Source organism: Paraburkholderia gardini (assembly GCF_907164575.1).
Lineage (GTDB): Bacteria > Pseudomonadota > Gammaproteobacteria > Burkholderiales > Burkholderiaceae > Paraburkholderia > Paraburkholderia gardini.
Genome location: NZ_CAJQYY010000001.1, coordinates 20,792 through 40,726 on the forward strand (window position 1 = coordinate 20,792; position 19,935 = coordinate 40,726).

Here is a 19,935-nt window from a genome sequence, read left to right on the forward strand (position 1 = left end):
AATAGCCCGTTTGATGCCGTGGCACGACGCAGCATGGTCGTACGGGCTGCCTTGAACGCACCGCTTCCGCGACACGAAGCACGTCGCGAGGCGATTCTGAGGAAGAACATGATCCTGGTGACTGGAGGCGCAGGTTTTATTGGCGCCAACTTCGTTCTTGACTGGCTGCGCGACGGAGATGAGCCCGTCGTCAACGTCGATAAACTCACCTATGCGGGCAACGCCGAGACGCTCGCGCCGCTCGCCAACGATTCACGTCACGTTTTTGCGCGCGTCGATATCTGCGACCGCGCCGCGCTCGATACGCTCTTCGCGACACACAGGCCCCGTGCGGTGCTGCACTTCGCGGCCGAAAGCCACGTCGACCGCTCGATCAGCGGGCCGGGCGAATTCGTGCAGACGAACGTCGTCGGCACGTTCACGATGCTCGAGGCGGCGCGCGCTTACTGGAACGGCCTCGCGGGCAGCGAGAAGGAAGCGTTCCGCTTCCTGCACGTTTCGACCGACGAAGTGTTCGGCTCGCTCGAACCCACCGATCCCGCGTTCAACGAACGCACGCCCTATGCGCCGAACAGCCCTTATTCGGCGAGCAAGGCCGCCTCGGACCATCTGGTGCGCGCGTATTTCCACACGTACGGCCTGCCGGTGCTGACCACCAACTGCTCGAACAACTACGGCCCGTACCAGTTCCCCGAGAAACTGATTCCGCTCACGATCATCAACGCACTGGCCGGCAAGACGCTGCCCGTCTATGGCGATGGCAGGAACGTGCGCGACTGGCTGTACGTCGGCGACCACTGCGCCGCGATCCGCACCGTGCTGCAAAAGGGCGCGCCTGGCGAGACCTATAACATCGGCGGATGGAACGAAAAGGCCAACATCGACGTCGTGCACACGCTGTGCGCGACGCTCGATGAACTGCGTCCTTCGTCGACCGGTGCGCCGTACGCGAAGCAGATCGAGTTCGTGAAGGACCGGCCCGGCCACGACCGTCGCTACGCGATCGACGCGACGCGCATCGAGCGTGAACTGGGCTGGCGCCCTGCGGAGACGTTCGAAACTGGCATGCGCAAGACCGTGCGCTGGTATCTCGAGAATTCGGAGTGGATCGCTGGCGTGACGAGCGGCAACTATCGTCACTGGATGGAAACTCACTACGCCGGACAGGCCTGAGGGAGCGTCAATGGCACGCAAGGGAATCATTCTCGCGGGGGGATCGGGCACGCGGCTGTATCCGATCACGCACGCCGTATCGAAGCAGCTTCTGCCGGTGTATGACAAGCCGATGATCTACTACCCGCTGTCGACGTTGATGCTCGCGGGCATCCGCGACGTGCTGATCATCTCGACGCCCGCCGACACGCCGCGGTTTCAGTCGATGCTTGGCGACGGCTCGAAGTGGGGGATGAATCTTCAGTACGCGGTGCAGCCATCGCCTGACGGCCTTGCGCAGGCGTTCATCATTGGACGCGATTTCATCGGCAACGACGACTGTGCGCTGATTCTCGGCGACAACATTTTTTATGGCCACGATCTCGCGCTTCAGCTGGAGAAGGCGAATGCGCGGACGGATTGCGCGACGGTGTTCGCGTATCACGTGAACGATCCGCAGCGTTATGGCGTGGTGGAGTTCGACGACCAGTTGCAGGCGCTTTCGATCGAGGAAAAGCCTGCGAAGCCGCGCTCACCGTATGCGGTGACCGGGTTGTACTTCTACGATAACGACGTTTGTAATATCGCTGCGGAAATCAGGCCGTCGGCGCGTGGTGAGCTTGAAATCACCGACGTGAATTCGCGCTATCTGGAAGCGAAGAAGCTGCGTGTCGAGATCATGGGGCGCGGTTATGCATGGCTCGATACGGGGACGCACGATTCGCTGATCGAAGCGGCGACGTTTATCGCGACCTTGCAGAAGCGACAGGGCCTGGTGGTGGCGTGTCCGGAAGAGATCGCTTACCGGAGTGGCTGGATCGACGCCGCCCGATTGACGGAGCTTGCCGCGCCGCTGGCGAAGAACGAATACGGGCAATATCTCAAGAATCTGTTGACGGACAAAGTTATATGGCAATCACGGTAACCCCGACGGCACTGCCCGAAGTCAAACTCATCGAGCCGAAGGTGTTTGGTGATGCGCGTGGTTTTTTTTTCGAGAGCTTCAACGCGAAGGAGTTTGCGGAGAAGGTGGGCGTGGATGTCGAGTTCGTGCAGGATAACCACTCGCGGTCGGCGAAGGGTGTGCTGCGCGGGCTGCATTATCAGATCGAGCATGCGCAGGGGAAGTTGGTGCGGGTTGTTAGCGGCGAGGTGTTCGATGTGGCTGTCGATATGCGTCGGAGCTCGCCTGATTTCGGCAAGTGGGTGGGTGTGAATCTGAGTGCGGAGAACAGCCGCCAGATGTGGATCCCGCCGGGGTTTGCGCATGGGTTTGTTGTGCTGTCGGAGGCGGCCGAGTTTTTGTACAAGACGACGGATTACTGGTTTCCGGAGTACGAACGGTGTTTGATCTGGAATGATTCGGAAGTTGGGATCGAATGGCCGGTTGAGGGTGAGCCGACGCTAGCGACGAAGGATGCGGCGGGGAAGGGGTTTGGGGAGGCGGAGAGTTATGCGTGATCTTCCATTGCCCCGGACTTCAACATGAAGTTTGGTGTGAGTGCAAGGTGTTGAATTTAAAGAAAATAGGCACGTTTGTATCTGTTTGTTAGCTCGCTTCGGTCGCTCGACCGGCGATTCTATAATCGTGCATCCAGTCTGTTACCGTCGTCCGACAGTGCTTCAGACGTGAGGATGCACTGATTTCAAGGACGTCCTCATGGCCGATCTGCACGAACGTACCATTCTTGTGACCGGCTCCACCGGACAGGTGGGCTTTGAACTTCTACGGAGCCTGCAGGGCCTCGGCCGGATTGTTGCTCCCGGGCGGCAAGCTTTCGATCTGTCGGATTTCGACCAGATGCGGCGTGTGGTCCGTGAGATCAAGCCCTCGCTTATCGTCAACCCGGCGGCTTACACGGCGGTGGATCAGGCGGAAACTGATGTCGATGCCGCTATGCGGATGAATGGCGAGGCGCCAGGGGTGCTGGCGGAAGAGGCCCGGCGCGTGGGCGCTGCGCTTTTTCACTTCTCTACCGACTATGTTTTTGATGGCACCAAGGATGGTGCTTATGAGGAAGGCGATCCGACTGGTCCGCTCAATGTTTACGGCAAAAGCAAGCTTGCGGGTGAGCGGGCGATCGAGCAGGTGGGTGGCAAGTACTTCGTGCTTCGGACGAGCTGGGTCTATGGCACACGTGGACGCAATTTTTTGCGGACGATGTTGCGGCTTGCTGCGGAGCGGTCCGAGCTGAGTATCGTGGCCGATCAGGTGGGAGCGCCGACGTGGTCGGGGACGATCGCTGCTTTGACGGCGCATATCGCGACGCAAGCGCTGGTGGAGCATCTGCACGATGACAGATGGTGGTCGGAGCGCTTCGGTATCTATCACCTAACTGCAACTGGAGTGACGTCGTGGGCGGAATTCGCGAAGGCTATATTTGAGCTGGCACCGCTTGCACAGAGACCGACGATAAACGCGATCACCTCAGACCTGTATCCGACACCTGCGATGCGCCCCAAGAATTCCCGGTTGTCGAACGCAAAATTGCTCACAGCGTTCGACTTGCGGGCACCGGATTGGAAAACGGCACTTGGTGTTTGTGTTGGGACTATGTAACCCTGGAGTGCGACGTGAAGTTCGGTATCCGCTCAAATTTCACTGAAAAGCAAACGGGATGGGTTCGGCACAATGATTGTGCCGGCGTACGGTTCGGGGTGTGCGGTCGCTCGGATATAATAAGCACGATTTTTTATCATTTTTCCCCCAGTTTTGTGACGATAGGATGCCGGGGGAGCTTTTAACGGAGATGGAATTGACGAGCGCAGTTGTGACTGGCATGACGGGGCAGGACGGAGCGTATCTAACTCAGATGCTGCTTGAACGCGGCTACGAAGTTTACGGCGCGTATCGGCGTACGAGTTCCGTCAACTTCTGGCGGCTGGAAGAACTGGGCATTCTTCATCATCCGAACCTCCATCTCGTGGAGCATGATCTGACGGATCTTGGCTCGACAATCCGTCTGCTTGAGAAGGCGCAACCGCGCGAACTCTACAATCTCGCCGCGCAAAGCTTTGTCGGGGTGTCGTTCGACCAGCCAGTGACGACCGCTGAGATTACAGGTGTCGGTGCGGTTAACCTGCTCGAAGGAATACGGGTAGTCGACCGTTCCATTCGCTACTATCAGGCGTCAACGTCTGAAATGTTTGGCAAGGTTCAGGCGATTCCTCAAAAAGAAGGCACGCCTTTTTATCCGCGCAGTCCGTATGGCGTGGCGAAGCTCTATGCTCACTGGATGACCGTTAACTATCGCGAATCTTATGACATGTTCGCGTCAAGCGGCATTTTGTTCAATCATGAATCTCCGTTGCGTGGACGAGAGTTTGTTACCCGCAAGATTACCGATTCGGTAGCGAAGATTTCCCTCGATCAACTGGACGTGCTTGAGCTGGGTAATCTCGATGCAAAGCGCGACTGGGGATTCGCGAAGGAGTACGTCGAAGGCATGTGGCGGATGCTTCAGGCTGACGAAGCCGATACTTTCGTGCTCGCGACGAATCGCACAGAAACCGTTCGCGATTTCGTATCGATGGCGTTCAAGGCAATCGGTACTGAAGTGAGTTGGCGTGGACAGGCGGAGCAGGAACAAGGCGTTGACGCGGCGAGCGGCAAGGTTCTTGTGCGGGTGAATCCGAAGTTTTATCGCCCGGCCGAGGTCGAGTTGTTGATCGGTGACCCAGCAAAGGCTAAGGCTAAGCTCGGCTGGGAACCAAAGACCACGCTTGAGGAACTCTGCGCAATGATGGTCGAGGCAGATCTGCGGAGAAACAAAGTTGGTCTTTCGTACTGAGCCCTCGGTGCCTTTAGCTTTCGTTACTGGCGCTCGTGGATTCACGGGCGCGTATGTGCGTGCTGAGTTGGTTGGCGCCGGTTATGAAGTCATTGGTACGCTCGTTGAACCTGCCGGGCCTGGCGAGCGTACGCTTGACATCACATCTTTGGCGCAGTGTCGAAACGTAATCGACGAAGTGCGGCCCACGCACATTGTCCACCTTGCTGCGAGTAGCTTCGTTGCAGATGATGACGCGCTTGACATGTATCGCGTCAATGTCCTTGGCACATTGAATTTACTGCAAGCGTGCGCCGACGTCGGCCATCGGCCGAAAAAAATCCTTATTGCTAGTAGTGCCAACGTGTATGGCAACGCAGCGGGCGTTTTGGAGGAGAGTTTTACGCCGGCGCCCGTGAATCATTACGCTGCAAGCAAGGTGGCCATGGAGCATCTGGTGCGTACGTGGTTTGATCGCCTTCCGATTGTAGTCACGCGACCATTCAATTACACGGGCTGCGGGCAGTCGGAGCGCTTTCTGGTGCCGAAGATTGTTTCTTGTTTTGCCGAGCGGCGGCCTTTCATTGAGCTCGGAAATCTCGACGTAGCGCGTGATTTCTCTGACGTCCGTGCCGTCGCACGCATCTATCGTGAACTTCTTGAAGCGGAAGCGGTGAGTGAGGTGGTCAACGTGTGCAGCGAACATCCGTATACGTTACATGAGGTCGTGGAGATTGTGCGGCAAGCATCCGGTCACGATCTCGAGGTTCGCGTGAATCCTTCATTCGTTCGGCAAAATGAGGTGAATGTACTCGTCGGATCTGCAGCAAAGCTGCGACGCCTTGTACCGAACACATTGCCTATCGCGTTCCCTGAGACGATTAAATGGATGATAAGCAACCGCACCGCTACCACTGGTGCGAATGACGGGACGCCGGGCGCGTCTTCACCATCGTGACACAGTGGCAGGTGGCATGACGGCACGGGCCAAGACACTCGGGCGTCGGAAGACCATCAGTCGCATAGTGTCAGCTGGTGCTCGTCGGTGGTTGCGGCCGGTTGCCGACCAGGTAAACGCGCGCCCAAAATTGAAGCAGAGCATCATCTTTGTATTGTCGCGTTTTCCTCAAATGCGAGCGCGGCTTGCGAGTGTTTCGCTGGACGGCACGGCGCATAGGCCACCGCCCTCGCTGCCGCTGACCGTAGAGCAAGTCGACAGGCTTTGCGCGCGGGCGCGGTTGGTTCACGAAGATTTCATGAGGGTTATTTCGTCGCAGGCCTCTGCGCAACAATCATCGACGCGGCCTGACGCCCGATAAAACATGAAGGGGCAATAGTGCGTGTTGTTCTGGACCTGCAAGTTTGTCAGGTCACAAATCATTTGCGCGGTGTGGGGCGCTATAGCCTGTCACTCGCGAAGGCGATTGTTCAGCATTCTGCGGAGCACGAGATCTGGATCCTGTTGAGTGATCTTTTTCCCGACACTGTTGAGTTGATTCGCAATGAGTTCGCAAGTTTGCTGCATTCGGAACGCATCGTCGTGATCGCCTTGCCGGCAACTACAACCGAGTCGACGGGGAATGCTTGGCGTGCGCGAGCGGCGGAACTGATCCGCGAACACGCGATTTTAGAGTTGCGTCCGGACGTTGTACACATTGGCGGTCTGCTTGAGAGGGGATCAATAGTGACGGCGAAGGTACTGGATCGGGCGCCGATTATCGCCGCTACCCACTACGACCTTCACCGATATTTACGCGTCAAATCGGATGCATGCGAGACGGCCGCTGACGATTTCTTTCAGAGCAGAATTGAGACGCTGAAGCAGGTCGATCTGCTCCTCGCGACGTCGAGATTGGCCGCTGAGCAAGCGTCGAACGAGTGGCACATTGATTCGAACCGAATCGCCGATATTTCAGTTCAGACCGGCGACACTAATTCTTCATTAGAAAGCAAAAGAGGCGAACACGCTGTGCGCGCCTTTGAGCAAGCTGTGTCGCGACGACAAGCGACGAGTAATGCCGTCCCGCAGCAAGCGAGTTCACTTTACGGAGCGCTTCTGTCGGCCCTCGCACGCATAGAGGCTCCTGCAGGCGAATCAGATCGAATCGCTGCGGCATCATCGATCGCGCACAACCTACGCCGAAACGGGCAACGCCAATTGCTGGTTGATGTATCGCAACTAAGCGATTTTGATGCGAAGGCTGGTATTCAGCGGGTGACGCGAGCCGTCGTTATGCGCCTTCTCGGTTTTCCGGTCACGGGCTGGGTTGTCCGACTCGTGCGTGTCGACGATAGAGCGAAAGCCTATCGTTATGCCGATCGTTTTAGTCGATCGCTCGGATTTCCGGTTGCGGAAGTTGAGAACGAAGACGATTGGGTAGACGCGGGGGCCGGCGATCTGTTTCTCGGATTGGACCTGTGCACAGATATGGTTCCGGCAGCGCAGTCGTGGTTTCAAGGGATGAGGCGCAAGGGCGTCGCGATCTATTTTGTAGTGTATGACCTATTGCCCGTCCAGCGCCCCGAGTGGTTCTCTGACGGACTGGCAAGCTGGTTTCCACATTGGCTTCAAACCATCGGCGAGGTGTCCGATGGTTTGATCGGCATTTCGCGTGCAGTCGTTGATGATCTGTATCGTTGGTACGGTCCACGGCCACCGCAGCGACGCTCCGAACTTAAACTCGGTTACTTCCATCTCGGTGCAGACATCCACAGCACCAATCCCTCCGTTGGCCTTGAAGCCGACGCTGAGAAAGTGTTGGCGCAACTGCGATCCCGTCCGTCTTTTTTGATGGTCGGAACGGTCGAGCCGCGAAAGGGGCACGAGCAGGTCCTCGCGGCGTTCGATCAACTATGGAAGAAGGATGTTCGTGCGAATCTTGTCGTGGTAGGCAAGCCGGGTTGGTTGCAGGAGAAGTTGATTAGCGTCATGAAGAATCATCCACAATGTGGTGTTCAATTGTTTTGGCTGCAAGGCGTGAGCGACGAATACCTCGAAAAGGTGTACGAGGCCAGTTCATGTCTGTTGGCGGCTTCCGAGGGGGAAGGTTTTGGATTGCCACTCATCGAAGCCGCACAAAAGCAGATCCCCATTATTGCTCGCAATCTACCCGTATTTCGCGAGATCGCGGGCGAACATGCGTGCTATTTCGACGGTGGCGATCCAATGACGCTGGCAAAGTCTATTGAAGACTGGTTGAAACTATCCGAGCAAGGGCGCGCTCCCCTGTCCTCGAACCTTAATTGGCTGACTTGGGAACAAAGTGTCGAGCAGTTGAAGGCGGTGATGTTCGACTCGGATTGGGTCGGATTTATCTGACCGGGGCCGCCCTCGATCGAGGATCAAAAGGCACAACGTTTGCTCTTCCGTCATGCCATGTGCGGCAAACGGCTCAGAAAAGAGAGCGAAGTCGTTACTCCGGCTCTAACCTCGTGCTTTTTGACTAATTTCAATCACTTCCGACTAGGATCATAGACTTCGTTTTCTGGTCGGGCAGGCCGAAGCATGCTAAATTTGCAATGTTTTGGGTTAGCACTCCGGTGCGAATTTTTTATGGACGATGCGCATGTCTGAGACTCATAAGTCTGTTTTTACAGAAAACGGGATTCCATTTTTCGCTGGCAAGAAAGTGTGGATCACGGGCCATCGTGGCATGTTGGGATCGGCGTTGGTCCGGCGTTTCGAAGGCGAAAATGCAAATTTGTTGCTGACCTCCCGCCAGGAACTGGATTTGTGCGATCAGCGCGCCGTGCTGGAGTGGGTTGACAAGAACAGGCCCGAATTGATTTTCCACATTGGGGCGAAGGTAGGTGGCATCCATGCTAATGCCACGTTGCCTGCGGATTTCCTGTACGACAACCTGATGGTCCAGTCGAACGTCATGGAAGCGGCATATCGCTCCGGCGTGAAAAAGATGGTGTTCGTCGCCTCCAACTGCACGTATCCGACGAAGGCCGAGCAGCCAATCAAGGAAGATGCCTTGATGACGGGACCGCTTGACGACAACATTCGTGCGTACGCGATCAGCAAAATTGCGGGTATTGAGATGTGCCGCGCTTATAACAAGCAGCACGGTTGCAATTTCATCTCCATAATCCCGCCTAATCTGTACGGCCCGGGGGACAACTACCATCCGCAGCACAGTCACGTTGTCGCCGGCATTTTGCGTCGCACGCACGAGGCGAAAGTTGCTGGGAAGTCGGAATTTGTCGTGTGGGGCGATGGTACACCGCGCCGGGAAATCCTCCATGTGGATGACTTGGCCGACGCTATGAAATGCCTGATGGCTGCACCGGTTACGCACGATCTCTTCAATGTCGGGACAGGACACGATCTGGCCATTAAGGACCTAGCGACCTTGATCGCCGAGGTGGTCGGTTTTGAGGGAAGTATCGTCTACGATACTTCCAAGCCGAACGGCACCATGGCCAAGCTGCTCGACAGCTCGCGTATCCGCGCTTTGGGCTGGGAGCCGAAAATCAGCGAGAGAGCAGGTCTTGAGACTTCGTATAGAGATTTCCTGAAGCTTCTCGAAACGCCGCAAAGTGGGCGGCTTTGAATCGTCGATCCTTCGGCGAGTAAAACTTTCCAGTAGTAACAAGTGTGTCGCGAGCCCTTAGGGGCTCGCAGTCAATTGAGTGTGCTTTTTTGAAGAAAGTAACGGGCATGAACGAGAGCATGACTAACGATTTTATTTTGCCCGCAGGACTCGTTGGTCGCTTTGCGGTCGTCAAGTTGTGGCCTGGAATCAAAACCGCGGAGGATGAGTGCATAGCGCGGTTGAAGATCGCCGCGACTGCTCTCGGCTTGGAGTGCGTTGAAATACACGCAGACGGGCGTTTGCTTGACGCCCCTGAAATCATGGTGAGCAAAAAGGACGTCGATTTCGTTCTTCATCTTCACTACGATACGCCGAAGTTCTATGACGTCTTCTCGTTTGTAGCTTTGTGGAACCCGCTTCAGTTCTATCACGAGTGGGGTTATCAGCGAACATCCCGGAATCTGCTGACTCACAACGATTTCGTTAGTTGCAGTTCACGTGCCGCTGATGATCATGTTTCGCGCATGGTGCGAAACGAGATGACCCATCTGCCGCCACTGTTCAACCTCTACCACTCGACGGCCGACATCGTGTACCCGCCGTCATTGGGTGATCAGAAGCTATTCTATATCGGCATCAATTGGGAAGCGATTAGCGGTGGGAAGTCCCGCCATCAGGACGTACTCAAGCGTCTTGATCAAACCGGACTAATGCGCATCTACGGTCCCACGATTTTCCAAGACGTGCAAGTCTGGAAAGGCTACAAAAGTTACATGTGCGAGATTCCGTTTGACGGAGTCTCCATGCTCCAGGAAATCTCAAAAGCAGGTATCGCGCTCGTCCTTTCTTCACAGGCGCACAAAAACTCAGAACTCATGTCAAACCGGCTGTTTGAAAGTGTGGCCGCCGGCGCGTTGGTTATTTGCGATGAGAATAAGTTCGCTTCGCGGTACTTTGGCGATTCGTTACTTTATATCGACAGTCGCTGTTCCGTTGAGAAGATCTTCGAAGATATTCAGAACCATTTGGCTTGGGCGAAAGCGAGCCCTGAACAAGCGTTGGCAAAGATCGCGAAAGCACAGGAGATCTTCAAACAGCGATTCACGCTCACGAGAAACGTACGGGACCTGTATCTCGGTCTTAATGACCGAAAGAGTGCGCTGCTACGCCATCAGGGTCTCGATGCAAGCGCGCCGAAGCTTCACGTTGCTTTGTACCTTTTGACGCCTGAGTGGTCGGAAGAGGTGCTGCGCTCGCACATTGCCAGTGTCGATGCTCAAGAATACACGGCGCTTTTACCCGTATTCGTGATTGACAGGGTCGCAGCGGAAAAGAACCGAACGGCAATTGAGAAAGCTCTTGCGACTTCGCCAGTGCGGATCGAAGTACTTGAGATGGATTTTTTCGACTACGGACCGACCGGCGCATTCAAGAGCGAACGAAAAGTGGGGGCAGTCATTGCTGACCTTCTCGCCGACGCGCCGAGAGGCGACGCCATTATTTTCGTCGCTCCCAATGAAGCGCTTTATTCGAACCACGTTCAGGTCCTCGCTGGCAGCCTGATTCGCAATCCCGATAGAAATTGCGTGGCCACTGCGGCCATCATGAAGAAAGGCAGTGCACCGGTCCATGCCGTGCACGAGCACATTGAGTTCGGCTATCACGATGCAGACGCACCGATCGGATTCGGGCGCCTTATCTTCCGGCACATCGGGCTGGCGGGGGACCTCGAACTCGCGTTGCCTCATCTGCATCTCAAGCCCCTAGCCGCGCTGGTAGGCGAAAACAAGATCTATCAGGAGATTCCGGCGACGATTGTGATCGATCTGGAGGCGGCGTATCCCAAAGGAAACTGGCATCAGATGCAGGAAAATGAATTGCTGGGTGACTTCGCTCCTAATGTGTTCACGGTAAATCGAGGATTTGTCCGCGATTTACCGTCTCTTGCGCCTCGAGCGATTCAGCAACCGACTACAGTTCCGTACTCACGCTTTAGTCGACGTTGGATCTTATATCAGATGAAAGCGTTGCGGGAAATGGGCCCAGGGGCCCGTATGAAGCACTTGGGAACCAGGGTAGCGAGGAAGCTTGGGACACAGCGGCCACGCCGTATCACGTAAGGATATTGACAGCTATACCAGTTGCCAAAACCACATTCCATTATGAATCCCCACGCCGAAAAACCTATTTCCCTGGCATCGCTCGTTCGAAGTTTGTGGAGCAATCGCCAGTTGATCTTGCAGATGACGAAGCGCGATGTAGTCGGGCGCTACAAGGGGTCCGTCATGGGCGTCATGTGGTCCTTCTTCAATCCGCTTTTTTTGCTTGCCATTTACACCTTTGTGTTCTCAGTAGTGTTCAAAGCTCGATGGGGTGGTACGTTGCCCGAAAGCAAGACGCAGTTCGCTATCCTGTTGTTCGTCGGCATGATCGTGCATACCTTGTTTGCGGAGACCCTGAACCGGGCTCCCGGGCTCATATTGAACAATGTAAGTTACGTGAAGAAGATTGTGTTTCCCTTGGAAATTCTGCCGGTGACAGCGATCGGTGCGGCGTTGTTTCACGCGGTTGTCAGCCTGCTCGTGCTATTGATTTTCTTCGTGGTTCTTAACGGGTATCTCCACTGGACGGTGGTATTTCTTCCGATCGTCATGCTGCCGCTCGTAATCCTGACACTTGGGGCTGCTTGGGGGCTGGCTTCGCTCGGCGTCTTCCTTCGGGACGTCGCCCAGCCAATAGGTCTGGTGATGACGGTGTTGTTGTTTGCTTCGCCGGTGTTTTATCCGATTACGGCGCTTCCGGCAGTGGTGCGGCCTTGGCTGATGTTAAATCCACTGACACTGATCATTGAGCAGACGAGGGCCGTACTTGTATTTGGAACTACGCCCGATTGGGACGCGTTGGCCGCGTATACAATTGTCGCTGCATTAGTGGCATGGATTGGCTACGCTTGGTTCCAAAAGACGCGAAAGGGCTTTGCTAATGTCCTCTGACGATATCGCCATTACAGTCGAGGAAGTGTCGAAGCGATTCGAGCTTTACGACAAACCCAGTGACCGACTCAAACAATTTGTCATGCCGCATTTAAGGCGACTCCTGCGAGCGACGCCTCACGACTACTTTCGAGAGTTCTGGGCGCTGCGGAATATTTCATTCGAAGTACGGAAAGGTGAGGCGTTTGGTATTGTCGGTCGCAACGGCAGCGGAAAAAGCACGTTGCTTCAAATCATCACGGGTACGTTAACGCCGACTGCCGGTTCCGTTTCCACGAACGGTCGAGTGGCGGCATTGCTCGAACTTGGCTCCGGGTTTAATCCGGATTTCAGCGGGCGGGAGAACGTTTATCTGAATGGCGCGCTACTTGGATTTAGCCGAGCCGAGATGGACAAGAAGTTTGATGCAATTGCAGCATTTGCCGACATCGGCTCCCACTTGGATCAGCCGGTGAAGTCCTATTCGAGCGGAATGGTGGTGCGGCTCGCCATTGCGGTACAGACGCAGGTCGAGCCTGACATCTTAATCGTTGATGAGGCGCTAGCGGTTGGCGACGCGTTGTTTCAAAAGAAGTGTTATCGAAAAATTGAGAAATTACTCGATAACGGCTGCACGTTGTTATTCGTGTCACACGACCAGGAAATCGTTCGATCGCTCACCAGTCGCGCTGTTTTTTTGAAGACTGGCCACGCAGCGAACTACGGCGCGACACCTGATGTTCTGTTCTCGTACCGCGAGTTTCTCCAGCAGGAAGAGGAGGCCGCTTTTCTCGATTTGCAGAAGCGATCGACGGGAGGATCGCTAAATCAGGCAACAACAAAATCTTACGGTAGTCGTGAAGTTGAGATACTCGGCGTCGAAGTCCGCGCGGCTGACGATACACCACAGACTGTTTTCTATGCCGGCGATAAAATCAAAATTGTCGTCGACTGCGTTAGCCATGTCGATATCGTAAATCTGAATGTAGCGTTCCGCATTCTTAGTAAGGAAGGCGTCAAGGTTACGACATGGGGAACATTAAACGAAGATATGCGCCTCCCTGAGAGCTCCGCCGATGACATGTTTTGGAACAAACGTTTCAAGAAGGGCGAACGCTTTAAGGTCTCGTTTTCCGGGGCCTGTAATCTGGGCGCTAACCTTTACGAAGTGCAGGTAGTCGTTGCGCGGGAGTATGACAAATTCTACGGAAACCAGCAGGTCCTTCATTGGATGGATGAAGCAGGTCATATAACTATCATTCTGAAAAACAAGGAATACGTTTTCGACGGAGTCTGTGATTTGGGTCTTCGTTCAACCCTCGAGCAGGAAACCGTGGCCGTGAAAAAATTGGATATGGGAGCCGGATCCATTCGATGAAATTACCGTCAATAAAATCGGTCGTACGTTCTTTGGGTACCAAGCGTCAGCGCATTTTCAAGGCTATTGAATCGGATCTTCTCGGACGAATCGATGACGTCGGGCAATCGGTGGTCGCCATAGGTGACCAATCCAGAACAATCGACACGCACGTGCGAGTGGTAGAGGATCGATCCACGATTCTTGAGTCACTGCTGCGCGTCGTGGAAGAGCGCTCGAGAACGCTCGAGTCATTGATGCGCGTCGTGGAAGAGCGCTCGAACACTCTTGAATCACTGATTCTCGACGTCAACGAGCTGACCCGCATTGTCGAGGCAAGGTCAAGAACAATCGAGTATGACGGTCAACTGGCCGTTCAAGCTACGAACTACCAGATTTCGCAATTGCAACGGCTGTATATTGAAGCGATGCCGTCAATACTCAATCTGGAAAAGCGACCAGCATTCAATGCTTCCGAAGTCGTTGAATTGAAGACGGATTATCCGATTGCCATGGACAGCAGCGATCACATCATGCCTGATTCGACAATGGAAGGAGTCGCCAGGCCGACATTCTTTGTGCAAAATTGCATTAGTCTCCTGGGCCCGGATATAAAGTTTCTCGACTTGGGTACCGGTGCTGCCGGCATAGTGTTTGAATTCGCTATGAATGACATATTTGCTGTCGGCGTCGACGGCTCCGATTTCTGTCGCCAGAACAGAATCGGTTACTGGCCTCTGTTGCAGAATAATCTTTTTACCTGCGATATAACAAAACCATTCGATTTCAAGGTGCGACATACCGCCGAGTCATGCAAATTCGACGTGGTGACGATGTGGGAAGTATTGGAGCACATTGATGAAAGTGATTTTCCTGGTCTGTTCGAAAACATAAGCGGACATCTGAAATCGGATGGATATTTTATTGGATCTGTTTCGCTTGTCGAGTATGTTGCTAAAGATGGTCAACCCTATCACGTGACGCTCAAGCCCCGAGATTGGTGGAAAGAAAAATTCCTCGAGAACGGCCTGGTCATACTCGAACAGCACCCGTTCAACGAAAACTGGTTCTGCAGGGGTACTGGTCCGCGTTTCCAGGATTTTCACAACTATGCGACCAATCCTGAGGATGGGTTCCTTTTCGTTGCGCGAAGAGCGACAGCATGAACCCAGCATAGATGCTATGGGGGAGGGCGACAGTAGGTCCGACTGAATTAAACGGGATTTGCACGCTCGTTTTCCTCGAAGTAGCACGCAAATGGACACGCCTGACACCGTCCTTCCACAGAGCACCTAGCCGCCCGTTTCTGCTTTTTCTGTCGATCTGAATGCGTAATATTTACTCATCGTGAATGAGGTAATTACATATGCCGCGCCCGAGAAACATTGGCTCAACCCTTTGTTCACCAGCAGAAGTCTGACGAAGATCACGAGCGTCGCAAAGTTGACTAAATAGGCGACGCAAAAGACCACCATGAATTTCGCGAACTCGGTTGCGCGCCGCTGTTTGCTCTCAAATGTAAACCGCCGATTTAGCAGGTACGATGTTCCAACGGGGATGATGTATCCCACAATGTTGCTGACCTCAGGGCTTATAGACAAAGCGTACATACAAAAAAATATGATGCCGTACCCAAAGGCAGTATTGAATACTCCTATCACAGCAAAAGTTAATAGTTGTCTCATGTAGTGGCTAGATTCCGAAAGCAGCCGCGAAAAATGTCAATGCGAGGGCAGGCGACAGGTATAACCGCGAGTCGTTCCGGTACCGAAAATTCGAACGCGGACGTGGAGTCACAAGAGCAAAAGCGCCGTGTCCTATCGCTTGGAATCAACGCTAATTGACGTATCTTCCAGTGTGATTCGCACGCCCAGTTCTCGTTTGTCGTCGTTTATCTTAAGCGTTTTTGGTGAGACTGCTCGCTGAACAGCAAAGTCAAAAATATCCATACCGGCAGGCGCAGCTCGAAGCTCAATCGATTTCTCGTTGGTGTCTGTTAGTTCAACGACCTGGAGCGGTTTCCCATCTTTTGTTATTGTGATTTTGTTCGGCAACGTGAACGGCGGCGCACTCACCCGAATCACGATCGGGTGGGTGTATGCTCGATTCACCTTCAGAGACGCATGGGTTCCGATCCAGCCATCTGGATATCGTCCCGACCACAAGAACTTCGGCTCGTTCTCTAATACACGGTAAAGCTTGTAGCCGACGTACGTTTGCCGTGTATTGGGTCTGTTCGTCCACGTATTGATGAATAGCGCTGGATTGCTGATTGAATCTTCGTCAACCAGTTCCATATCGTACTCTTTTTGCTGCTTCAGCAACGAATCCTTCGTAAAGTAAGGTGTAACACCACGCAAAAACCACGTGGCAAGCTTGTCCCCAGTGAACACAAGAAGATAATCGTTCTTTTTGGGAAGGCTGTGAATATTATTATCTAAATCAACTTTCGAGACATTCAGAATTTTCAGCAATTCTGGGTTAATTGCTGCTGGATCCAACAGATCAGCGATGCCTTTGACGCGCGAGCTATACGGATCGTCGAGCGAAAGCAGGTTTGCCGTTCCGCCTATTTGCTCCGCGTAAAACGGATAGGATTCGATAATTAGTTTTTCGTCCGATTTCTGAATATTCTTATATTTCAGAATGGCCTCAGTATAAATTCGTGAGTATGCTATCTGGCTGAACGCAATGTAATACGTGGTCAGTGCACCATAGATTCCAAACGCGATCACTGCGGTATATGCGCTCTTGATAACGAGGGCATTCCTCTGTGATCGTTTTTTGAATGCGAACATGCCATAGACGGCACTGAACTTGAACAGGACGGCGGGAATGAGCATGTAGTAGCCCATCGGCCAACGCCAAATCATCAACGCAAGATAGTACGCCCATGCCATCGCGCAAATACTAGTAACCATCACCAGGCTTCGCATTTCGGCTTCTCTCAAGGAAGGGCGACTAGTGAATACCTTATAAAATGCCCATGCTAAAAGTCCAAGCGACAGCAAACCGAAAAAGAGGACATCGGGCTGTTGAGTCACGTAAAAATAGATATTTTCCCTGACCAGTTTCGCCGTAATTTGATATTCGGTATAGCTGGTGCTAGATATGGTTTTGTTGAAGATGACGTATGGAATTTTAGTGCAGGCTGCACTGAGACTCAGATATCCCAGCAATGTTGCATACACTGACGCCATCCGAATGTAGTACCTATCCTTACTCAGGAAATACACTACCAGGGACAAAATTATTCCTGTCGCTGCGAAGCCAAGGAGTACCGCAGAGGTTTCTTTTGTCCAGATCGCAAGCGCAAACAAAAGCATCATAAACAGGCCGTTGGAGACCGATATGCGGCTTCTGGCGACTTGGGCACGATAAAATATAAAAACTATACATGCGATGAAAAAATAAGAAAGCGGTTCAGCCTTGCCGATTGTATTCAGGTTTTCGGCAATCGGTGAACTTATGTAAATAAGAACGACGAGTGCGGCCGCGTGGCCACGACTTCCCGTGAGTCGGTATACCAGCTTGCATGTTAATAGCGTCGCAGCGAGAAAAAGTACACTTTGAATAAAAAAATACGGTGCGACATTCGCGCCAAAAATCTGGAATTGAAGCGCGTGATAAAGCCAATAAAATGGGAAATATCTACCCGATCCGTTATATGGTGAAATGATCCAATGCAGCCAGCTTTGAAGATGATCGCCGATGTAGAACAATCCCCCCATGTCCAGCGGGAACCATCGGGAAAAGAGTATCGTCGGCAGCGAGACCACAGCCCAAAGTACGAATGAAAGCAACGCGAGCGCGGCCCCTTGTCCTCGCAATCCCAACATAGCTTCGGTCGGCTCGCCATCGTCGGCGGAAACCTTCATCACAGGATGCCCTTCCAAATTCACGTTGTTACTCATCTAGCCTGCTCTCAATATGTGCCACTTCATCTATCAGGAATCGCGGCCGATGTTTGACTTCCATGTAAATCTTTCCCACGTATTCCCCTGTGACCCCAATCGATAGCATGATCAGACCACCTAGGAGATAGAGCGGTACAGTTATGGAAGCCCATCCGGGCAAGGTTTCTCCAGATAGCGCTTTCCCGAGGGCCGCCACAGCGAAGAGCAGCGACACGACAAAAACCAGCGCACCCGTCCACGAAATAAGCCGAAGCGGCGTGGTCGAAAACGACGTAATGCCGTTCAAAGCCAGCCCAAGCATCTTCTTCAGTCCGTACTTGCTTTTTCCTGCGAGGCGCGGTGCAAGGTCATACTTAACGGTCGAAATCCTTCCGTGTAGGAGTGGCTGCAGACCGCGGAGAAACAACACGTACTCAGGGAATTTTGACAGGTTCAGGAGCGCGCGGGCCGACATTAATCGACAGTCGGCATGATTTTCCACGAGATCGACGCCCATCCACTTCATGCCCTTATAGAAGGCAATCGCAGTTAGCGTTTTCATAAATGGATCGTCGGCGCGGGATGCTTTCACACCGAGCACAATTTCCGCTCCAGCTCGGTGCTCCTCGATCATTAAGGGCAATGCGTTCAGATCGTCCTGAAGATCCGCGTCAATGCTAATGACCGCGTCACACTTTCCAGTGACGTATGTGAGACCTGCTACCAAAGCGTTCTGATGCCCGGCGTTGCGAGACAATCTCAGTCCGCGTAGGACATTGGGAAACTTTTGTGAAGCATGGGCGATTTGGTCCCAAGTGCCGTCTTTTGATCCATCGTCTACGAGAACGACAAAGCTATCAGGCGAACAAGCATGTTTGCTGACAAGGTCGTCCACCAACGACATTAAACGAGGAATCGAGGTCGGTAGTACTTCAGCCTCGTTGTAGCAGGGCGCGACAATGGCGATCGTCAAAGATTTCGCATTTTTCATAACGAACCATTTGTTAAGGTCGGCTCCTGTCCACTAGGACGGAGCACGTTGTAACCCATCGAAGAGCCTGGCATCCTCTAGTTCTTTTTTGAGGGGCAGTGCTCAATCAACCGCTTGTATAAATCGACGTACGAATCAACCATTGCTTGGGCCGTGAATCTGACCTCGAAACGTGCGCGCGCATTGTGACCGAGTTTAGTGGTAAGCGCATCATCGTCCCACAGGCGCTGCATGGCGACGCGCAACGCTGATGGATCACTGGGCGGCACGACGAGGCCTGTCGTTTCATCAATATTTACGTACGAGGTGCCGGTTCCGATTTCTGTGGAAATCATCGGTTTCCCAAACAACGCTCCTTCAAGAAGCGAGATGCCAAATGCCTCCGACCTCAAATGGGATGGGAATACGAGCGCCCTACTCAATGTGAGGAGCGCAATCTTGTCATCGTCGTCGACCGGTCCGACAAAGTTGACCTGTCCTTCAAGACCCAGTCGTTGCGCCTGCTCGCGTAACGCGGTTCCAACCGGCCCCGCACCTACAATTACAACGCGAAAATCTGTGCCGGGCAGCGCATCCAGCAGGACGTGTAAACCCTTGTAGTACCGGAGGTTGCCCACAAACAAAAAGAACTTTGTTGAGCCGACACGTTCCTTCCAATGTCGCAAGCGCTCTTCTGCGGGCGCCGCATACGAAGAAGCATCCAGCCCAATCGGTATAACCTCAACCTTATCCCGATAGCGTTGCAGCACCGGACTCGTCGCCAGATAATTTGGGGACGTCGCAACGATCTTATCTACGCTCGCGAGAAACCTGTCCCTCAGCGGGCGATAGAACTGGAGCAACACTTTTTGCCGAACGATGTCCGAGTGATAGGTGACGATGCTTGGCTTTCTCACGCGAGTAGCAAAGTGCACGACATCGGCAAACGGCCACGGAAAGTGGTAGTGAATCAGATCTGCCTCGCTGGCCAGGCTTGCGAACCGTTTAAAGGCCGCCGTGGAAAACGCCGATGAAGCGATTTCCACATCGAGTTTTGCCCTGTGGTGAAGATGGTCACCAAGGTTCACAGTCGTAGTATTCTTGCTGACGGTAAGCACTTCACTCGTGATTCCACGTCTCGCGGAGCCTGAACACAATTGGTTGATCAGTTCCTCGACCCCGCCCATCGAATCCGGCTTGTATGTCTTGTAGAAATGTAGAACGCGCATAAGTTTGGCTGAGCAAATCCGCTCGGCTTTCAGTGGTCAGCGGAGCGG

At 53.6% G+C, this 19,935-nt stretch carries 16 protein-coding genes; 12 read left to right on the top strand and 4 right to left on the bottom strand.

All coding sequences use genetic code 11. The features are described 5' to 3' along the window. The first annotated feature begins 108 nt into the window (after nucleotides 1-108). From rfbB to LPA34_RS00160, 12 genes are all read left to right on the top strand, one after another. On the top strand, nucleotides 109-1,173 hold the full coding sequence (gene rfbB / locus LPA34_RS00105) for a dTDP-glucose 4,6-dehydratase (RefSeq protein ID WP_228974149.1): 1,065 nt from the start codon (nucleotides 109-111) through the stop codon (nucleotides 1,171-1,173). Between the two features lie 10 nt (nucleotides 1,174-1,183). Then, nucleotides 1,184-2,077, top strand: coding sequence for a glucose-1-phosphate thymidylyltransferase RfbA (gene rfbA, locus LPA34_RS00110; protein ID WP_228973617.1), 894 nt, complete (start codon nucleotides 1,184-1,186; stop codon nucleotides 2,075-2,077). Continuing rightward, a complete protein-coding gene (gene rfbC, locus LPA34_RS00115; protein ID WP_228973619.1) occupies nucleotides 2,062-2,613 on the top strand; it encodes a dTDP-4-dehydrorhamnose 3,5-epimerase in 552 nt (183 codons plus the stop codon). Before rfbA ends, rfbC begins: the two co-directional genes overlap by 16 nt. 199 nt (nucleotides 2,614-2,812) lie before the next feature. Then, nucleotides 2,813-3,712, top strand: a complete 900-nt coding sequence (rfbD, locus tag LPA34_RS00120; protein WP_228973621.1) for a dTDP-4-dehydrorhamnose reductase — start codon at nucleotides 2,813-2,815, stop codon at nucleotides 3,710-3,712. A 190-nt stretch (nucleotides 3,713-3,902) separates the two neighbouring features. Further along, complete coding sequence (gene gmd / locus LPA34_RS00125) at nucleotides 3,903-4,943, top strand: GDP-mannose 4,6-dehydratase (protein WP_228973623.1); 1,041 nt, start codon at nucleotides 3,903-3,905, stop codon at nucleotides 4,941-4,943. Beyond that, a complete protein-coding gene (locus LPA34_RS00130) occupies nucleotides 4,927-5,880 on the top strand; it encodes a GDP-mannose 4,6-dehydratase (protein WP_228973625.1) in 954 nt (317 codons plus the stop codon). Before gmd ends, LPA34_RS00130 begins: the two co-directional genes overlap by 17 nt. Before the next feature lie 378 nt (nucleotides 5,881-6,258). Next, on the top strand, nucleotides 6,259-8,241 hold the full coding sequence (locus LPA34_RS00135; RefSeq protein ID WP_228973626.1) for a glycosyltransferase: 1,983 nt from the start codon (nucleotides 6,259-6,261) through the stop codon (nucleotides 8,239-8,241). Between the two features lie 247 nt (nucleotides 8,242-8,488). Further along, nucleotides 8,489-9,481 carry a GDP-L-fucose synthase family protein gene (locus LPA34_RS00140; protein WP_228973629.1) on the top strand — a complete coding sequence of 331 codons (993 nt, stop codon included), beginning with the start codon at nucleotides 8,489-8,491 and terminating at the stop codon, nucleotides 9,479-9,481. A gap of 119 nt (nucleotides 9,482-9,600) precedes the next feature. Then, nucleotides 9,601-11,583, top strand: coding sequence for a glycosyltransferase (locus LPA34_RS00145; RefSeq protein ID WP_228973633.1), 1,983 nt, complete (start codon nucleotides 9,601-9,603; stop codon nucleotides 11,581-11,583). Nucleotides 11,584-11,625: 42 nt separating this feature from the next. Continuing rightward, nucleotides 11,626-12,456 carry an ABC transporter permease gene (locus LPA34_RS00150; RefSeq protein WP_228973635.1) on the top strand — a complete coding sequence of 277 codons (831 nt, stop codon included), beginning with the start codon at nucleotides 11,626-11,628 and terminating at the stop codon, nucleotides 12,454-12,456. Further along, nucleotides 12,446-13,813 (top strand): ABC transporter ATP-binding protein, encoded by a 1,368-nt coding sequence (locus tag LPA34_RS00155; protein WP_228973636.1) that lies wholly within the window; start codon nucleotides 12,446-12,448, stop codon nucleotides 13,811-13,813. The genes LPA34_RS00150 and LPA34_RS00155 overlap by 11 nt, the downstream gene beginning before the upstream one ends. Beyond that, the gene (locus LPA34_RS00160) at nucleotides 13,810-14,958 is read left to right on the top strand and encodes a methyltransferase domain-containing protein (RefSeq protein ID WP_228973638.1); all 1,149 of its coding nucleotides are present in this window, start codon (nucleotides 13,810-13,812) and stop codon (nucleotides 14,956-14,958) included. Before LPA34_RS00155 ends, LPA34_RS00160 begins: the two co-directional genes overlap by 4 nt. Before the next feature lie 126 nt (nucleotides 14,959-15,084). On the opposite strand, the gene LPA34_RS27035 is transcribed toward LPA34_RS00160, so the two are convergent. From LPA34_RS27035 to LPA34_RS00175, 4 genes are all read right to left on the bottom strand, one after another. Beyond that, the gene (locus LPA34_RS27035; protein WP_411178715.1) at nucleotides 15,085-15,477 is read right to left on the bottom strand and encodes a GtrA family protein; all 393 of its coding nucleotides are present in this window, start codon (nucleotides 15,475-15,477) and stop codon (nucleotides 15,085-15,087) included. A 132-nt stretch (nucleotides 15,478-15,609) separates the two neighbouring features. Continuing rightward, nucleotides 15,610-17,706, bottom strand: a complete 2,097-nt coding sequence (locus tag LPA34_RS00165) for an ArnT family glycosyltransferase (protein WP_228973639.1) — start codon at nucleotides 17,704-17,706, stop codon at nucleotides 15,610-15,612. Beyond that, nucleotides 17,699-18,679: a glycosyltransferase family 2 protein gene (locus LPA34_RS00170; protein WP_228973641.1), complete on the bottom strand. Its 981-nt coding sequence runs from the start codon at nucleotides 18,677-18,679 to the stop codon at nucleotides 17,699-17,701. Before LPA34_RS00170 ends, LPA34_RS00165 begins: the two co-directional genes overlap by 8 nt. A 77-nt stretch (nucleotides 18,680-18,756) precedes the next feature. After that, nucleotides 18,757-19,887: a glycosyltransferase family 4 protein gene (locus LPA34_RS00175; protein WP_228973643.1), complete on the bottom strand. Its 1,131-nt coding sequence runs from the start codon at nucleotides 19,885-19,887 to the stop codon at nucleotides 18,757-18,759. Between the last annotated feature and the right edge of the window lie 48 nt (nucleotides 19,888-19,935).

What these genes read in the sequence shown, in the direction of transcription:
- rfbC (WP_228973619.1), top strand. Translation starts at nt 2,062, where the DNA reads ATGGCAATCACGGTAACCCCGACGGCACTGCCCGAAGTCAAACTCATC.
- LPA34_RS00155 (WP_228973636.1), top strand. Translation starts at nt 12,446, where the DNA reads ATGTCCTCTGACGATATCGCCATTACAGTCGAGGAAGTGTCGAAGCGA.
- LPA34_RS00165 (WP_228973639.1), bottom strand. Translation starts at nt 17,706, where the DNA reads ATGAGTAACAACGTGAATTTGGAAGGGCATCCTGTGATGAAGGTTTCC.
- LPA34_RS00160 (WP_228973638.1), top strand. Translation starts at nt 13,810, where the DNA reads ATGAAATTACCGTCAATAAAATCGGTCGTACGTTCTTTGGGTACCAAG.
- rfbB (WP_228974149.1), top strand. Translation starts at nt 109, where the DNA reads ATGATCCTGGTGACTGGAGGCGCAGGTTTTATTGGCGCCAACTTCGTT.
- LPA34_RS00150 (WP_228973635.1), top strand. Translation starts at nt 11,626, where the DNA reads ATGAATCCCCACGCCGAAAAACCTATTTCCCTGGCATCGCTCGTTCGA.
- gmd (WP_228973623.1), top strand. Translation starts at nt 3,903, where the DNA reads ATGGAATTGACGAGCGCAGTTGTGACTGGCATGACGGGGCAGGACGGA.
- LPA34_RS00175 (WP_228973643.1), bottom strand. Translation starts at nt 19,887, where the DNA reads ATGCGCGTTCTACATTTCTACAAGACATACAAGCCGGATTCGATGGGC.
- LPA34_RS00140 (WP_228973629.1), top strand. Translation starts at nt 8,489, where the DNA reads ATGTCTGAGACTCATAAGTCTGTTTTTACAGAAAACGGGATTCCATTT.
- LPA34_RS00170 (WP_228973641.1), bottom strand. Translation starts at nt 18,679, where the DNA reads ATGAAAAATGCGAAATCTTTGACGATCGCCATTGTCGCGCCCTGCTAC.
- LPA34_RS00145 (WP_228973633.1), top strand. Translation starts at nt 9,601, where the DNA reads ATGACTAACGATTTTATTTTGCCCGCAGGACTCGTTGGTCGCTTTGCG.
- LPA34_RS27035 (WP_411178715.1), bottom strand. Translation starts at nt 15,477, where the DNA reads ATGAGACAACTATTAACTTTTGCTGTGATAGGAGTATTCAATACTGCC.
- rfbA (WP_228973617.1), top strand. Translation starts at nt 1,184, where the DNA reads ATGGCACGCAAGGGAATCATTCTCGCGGGGGGATCGGGCACGCGGCTG.
- rfbD (WP_228973621.1), top strand. Translation starts at nt 2,813, where the DNA reads ATGGCCGATCTGCACGAACGTACCATTCTTGTGACCGGCTCCACCGGA.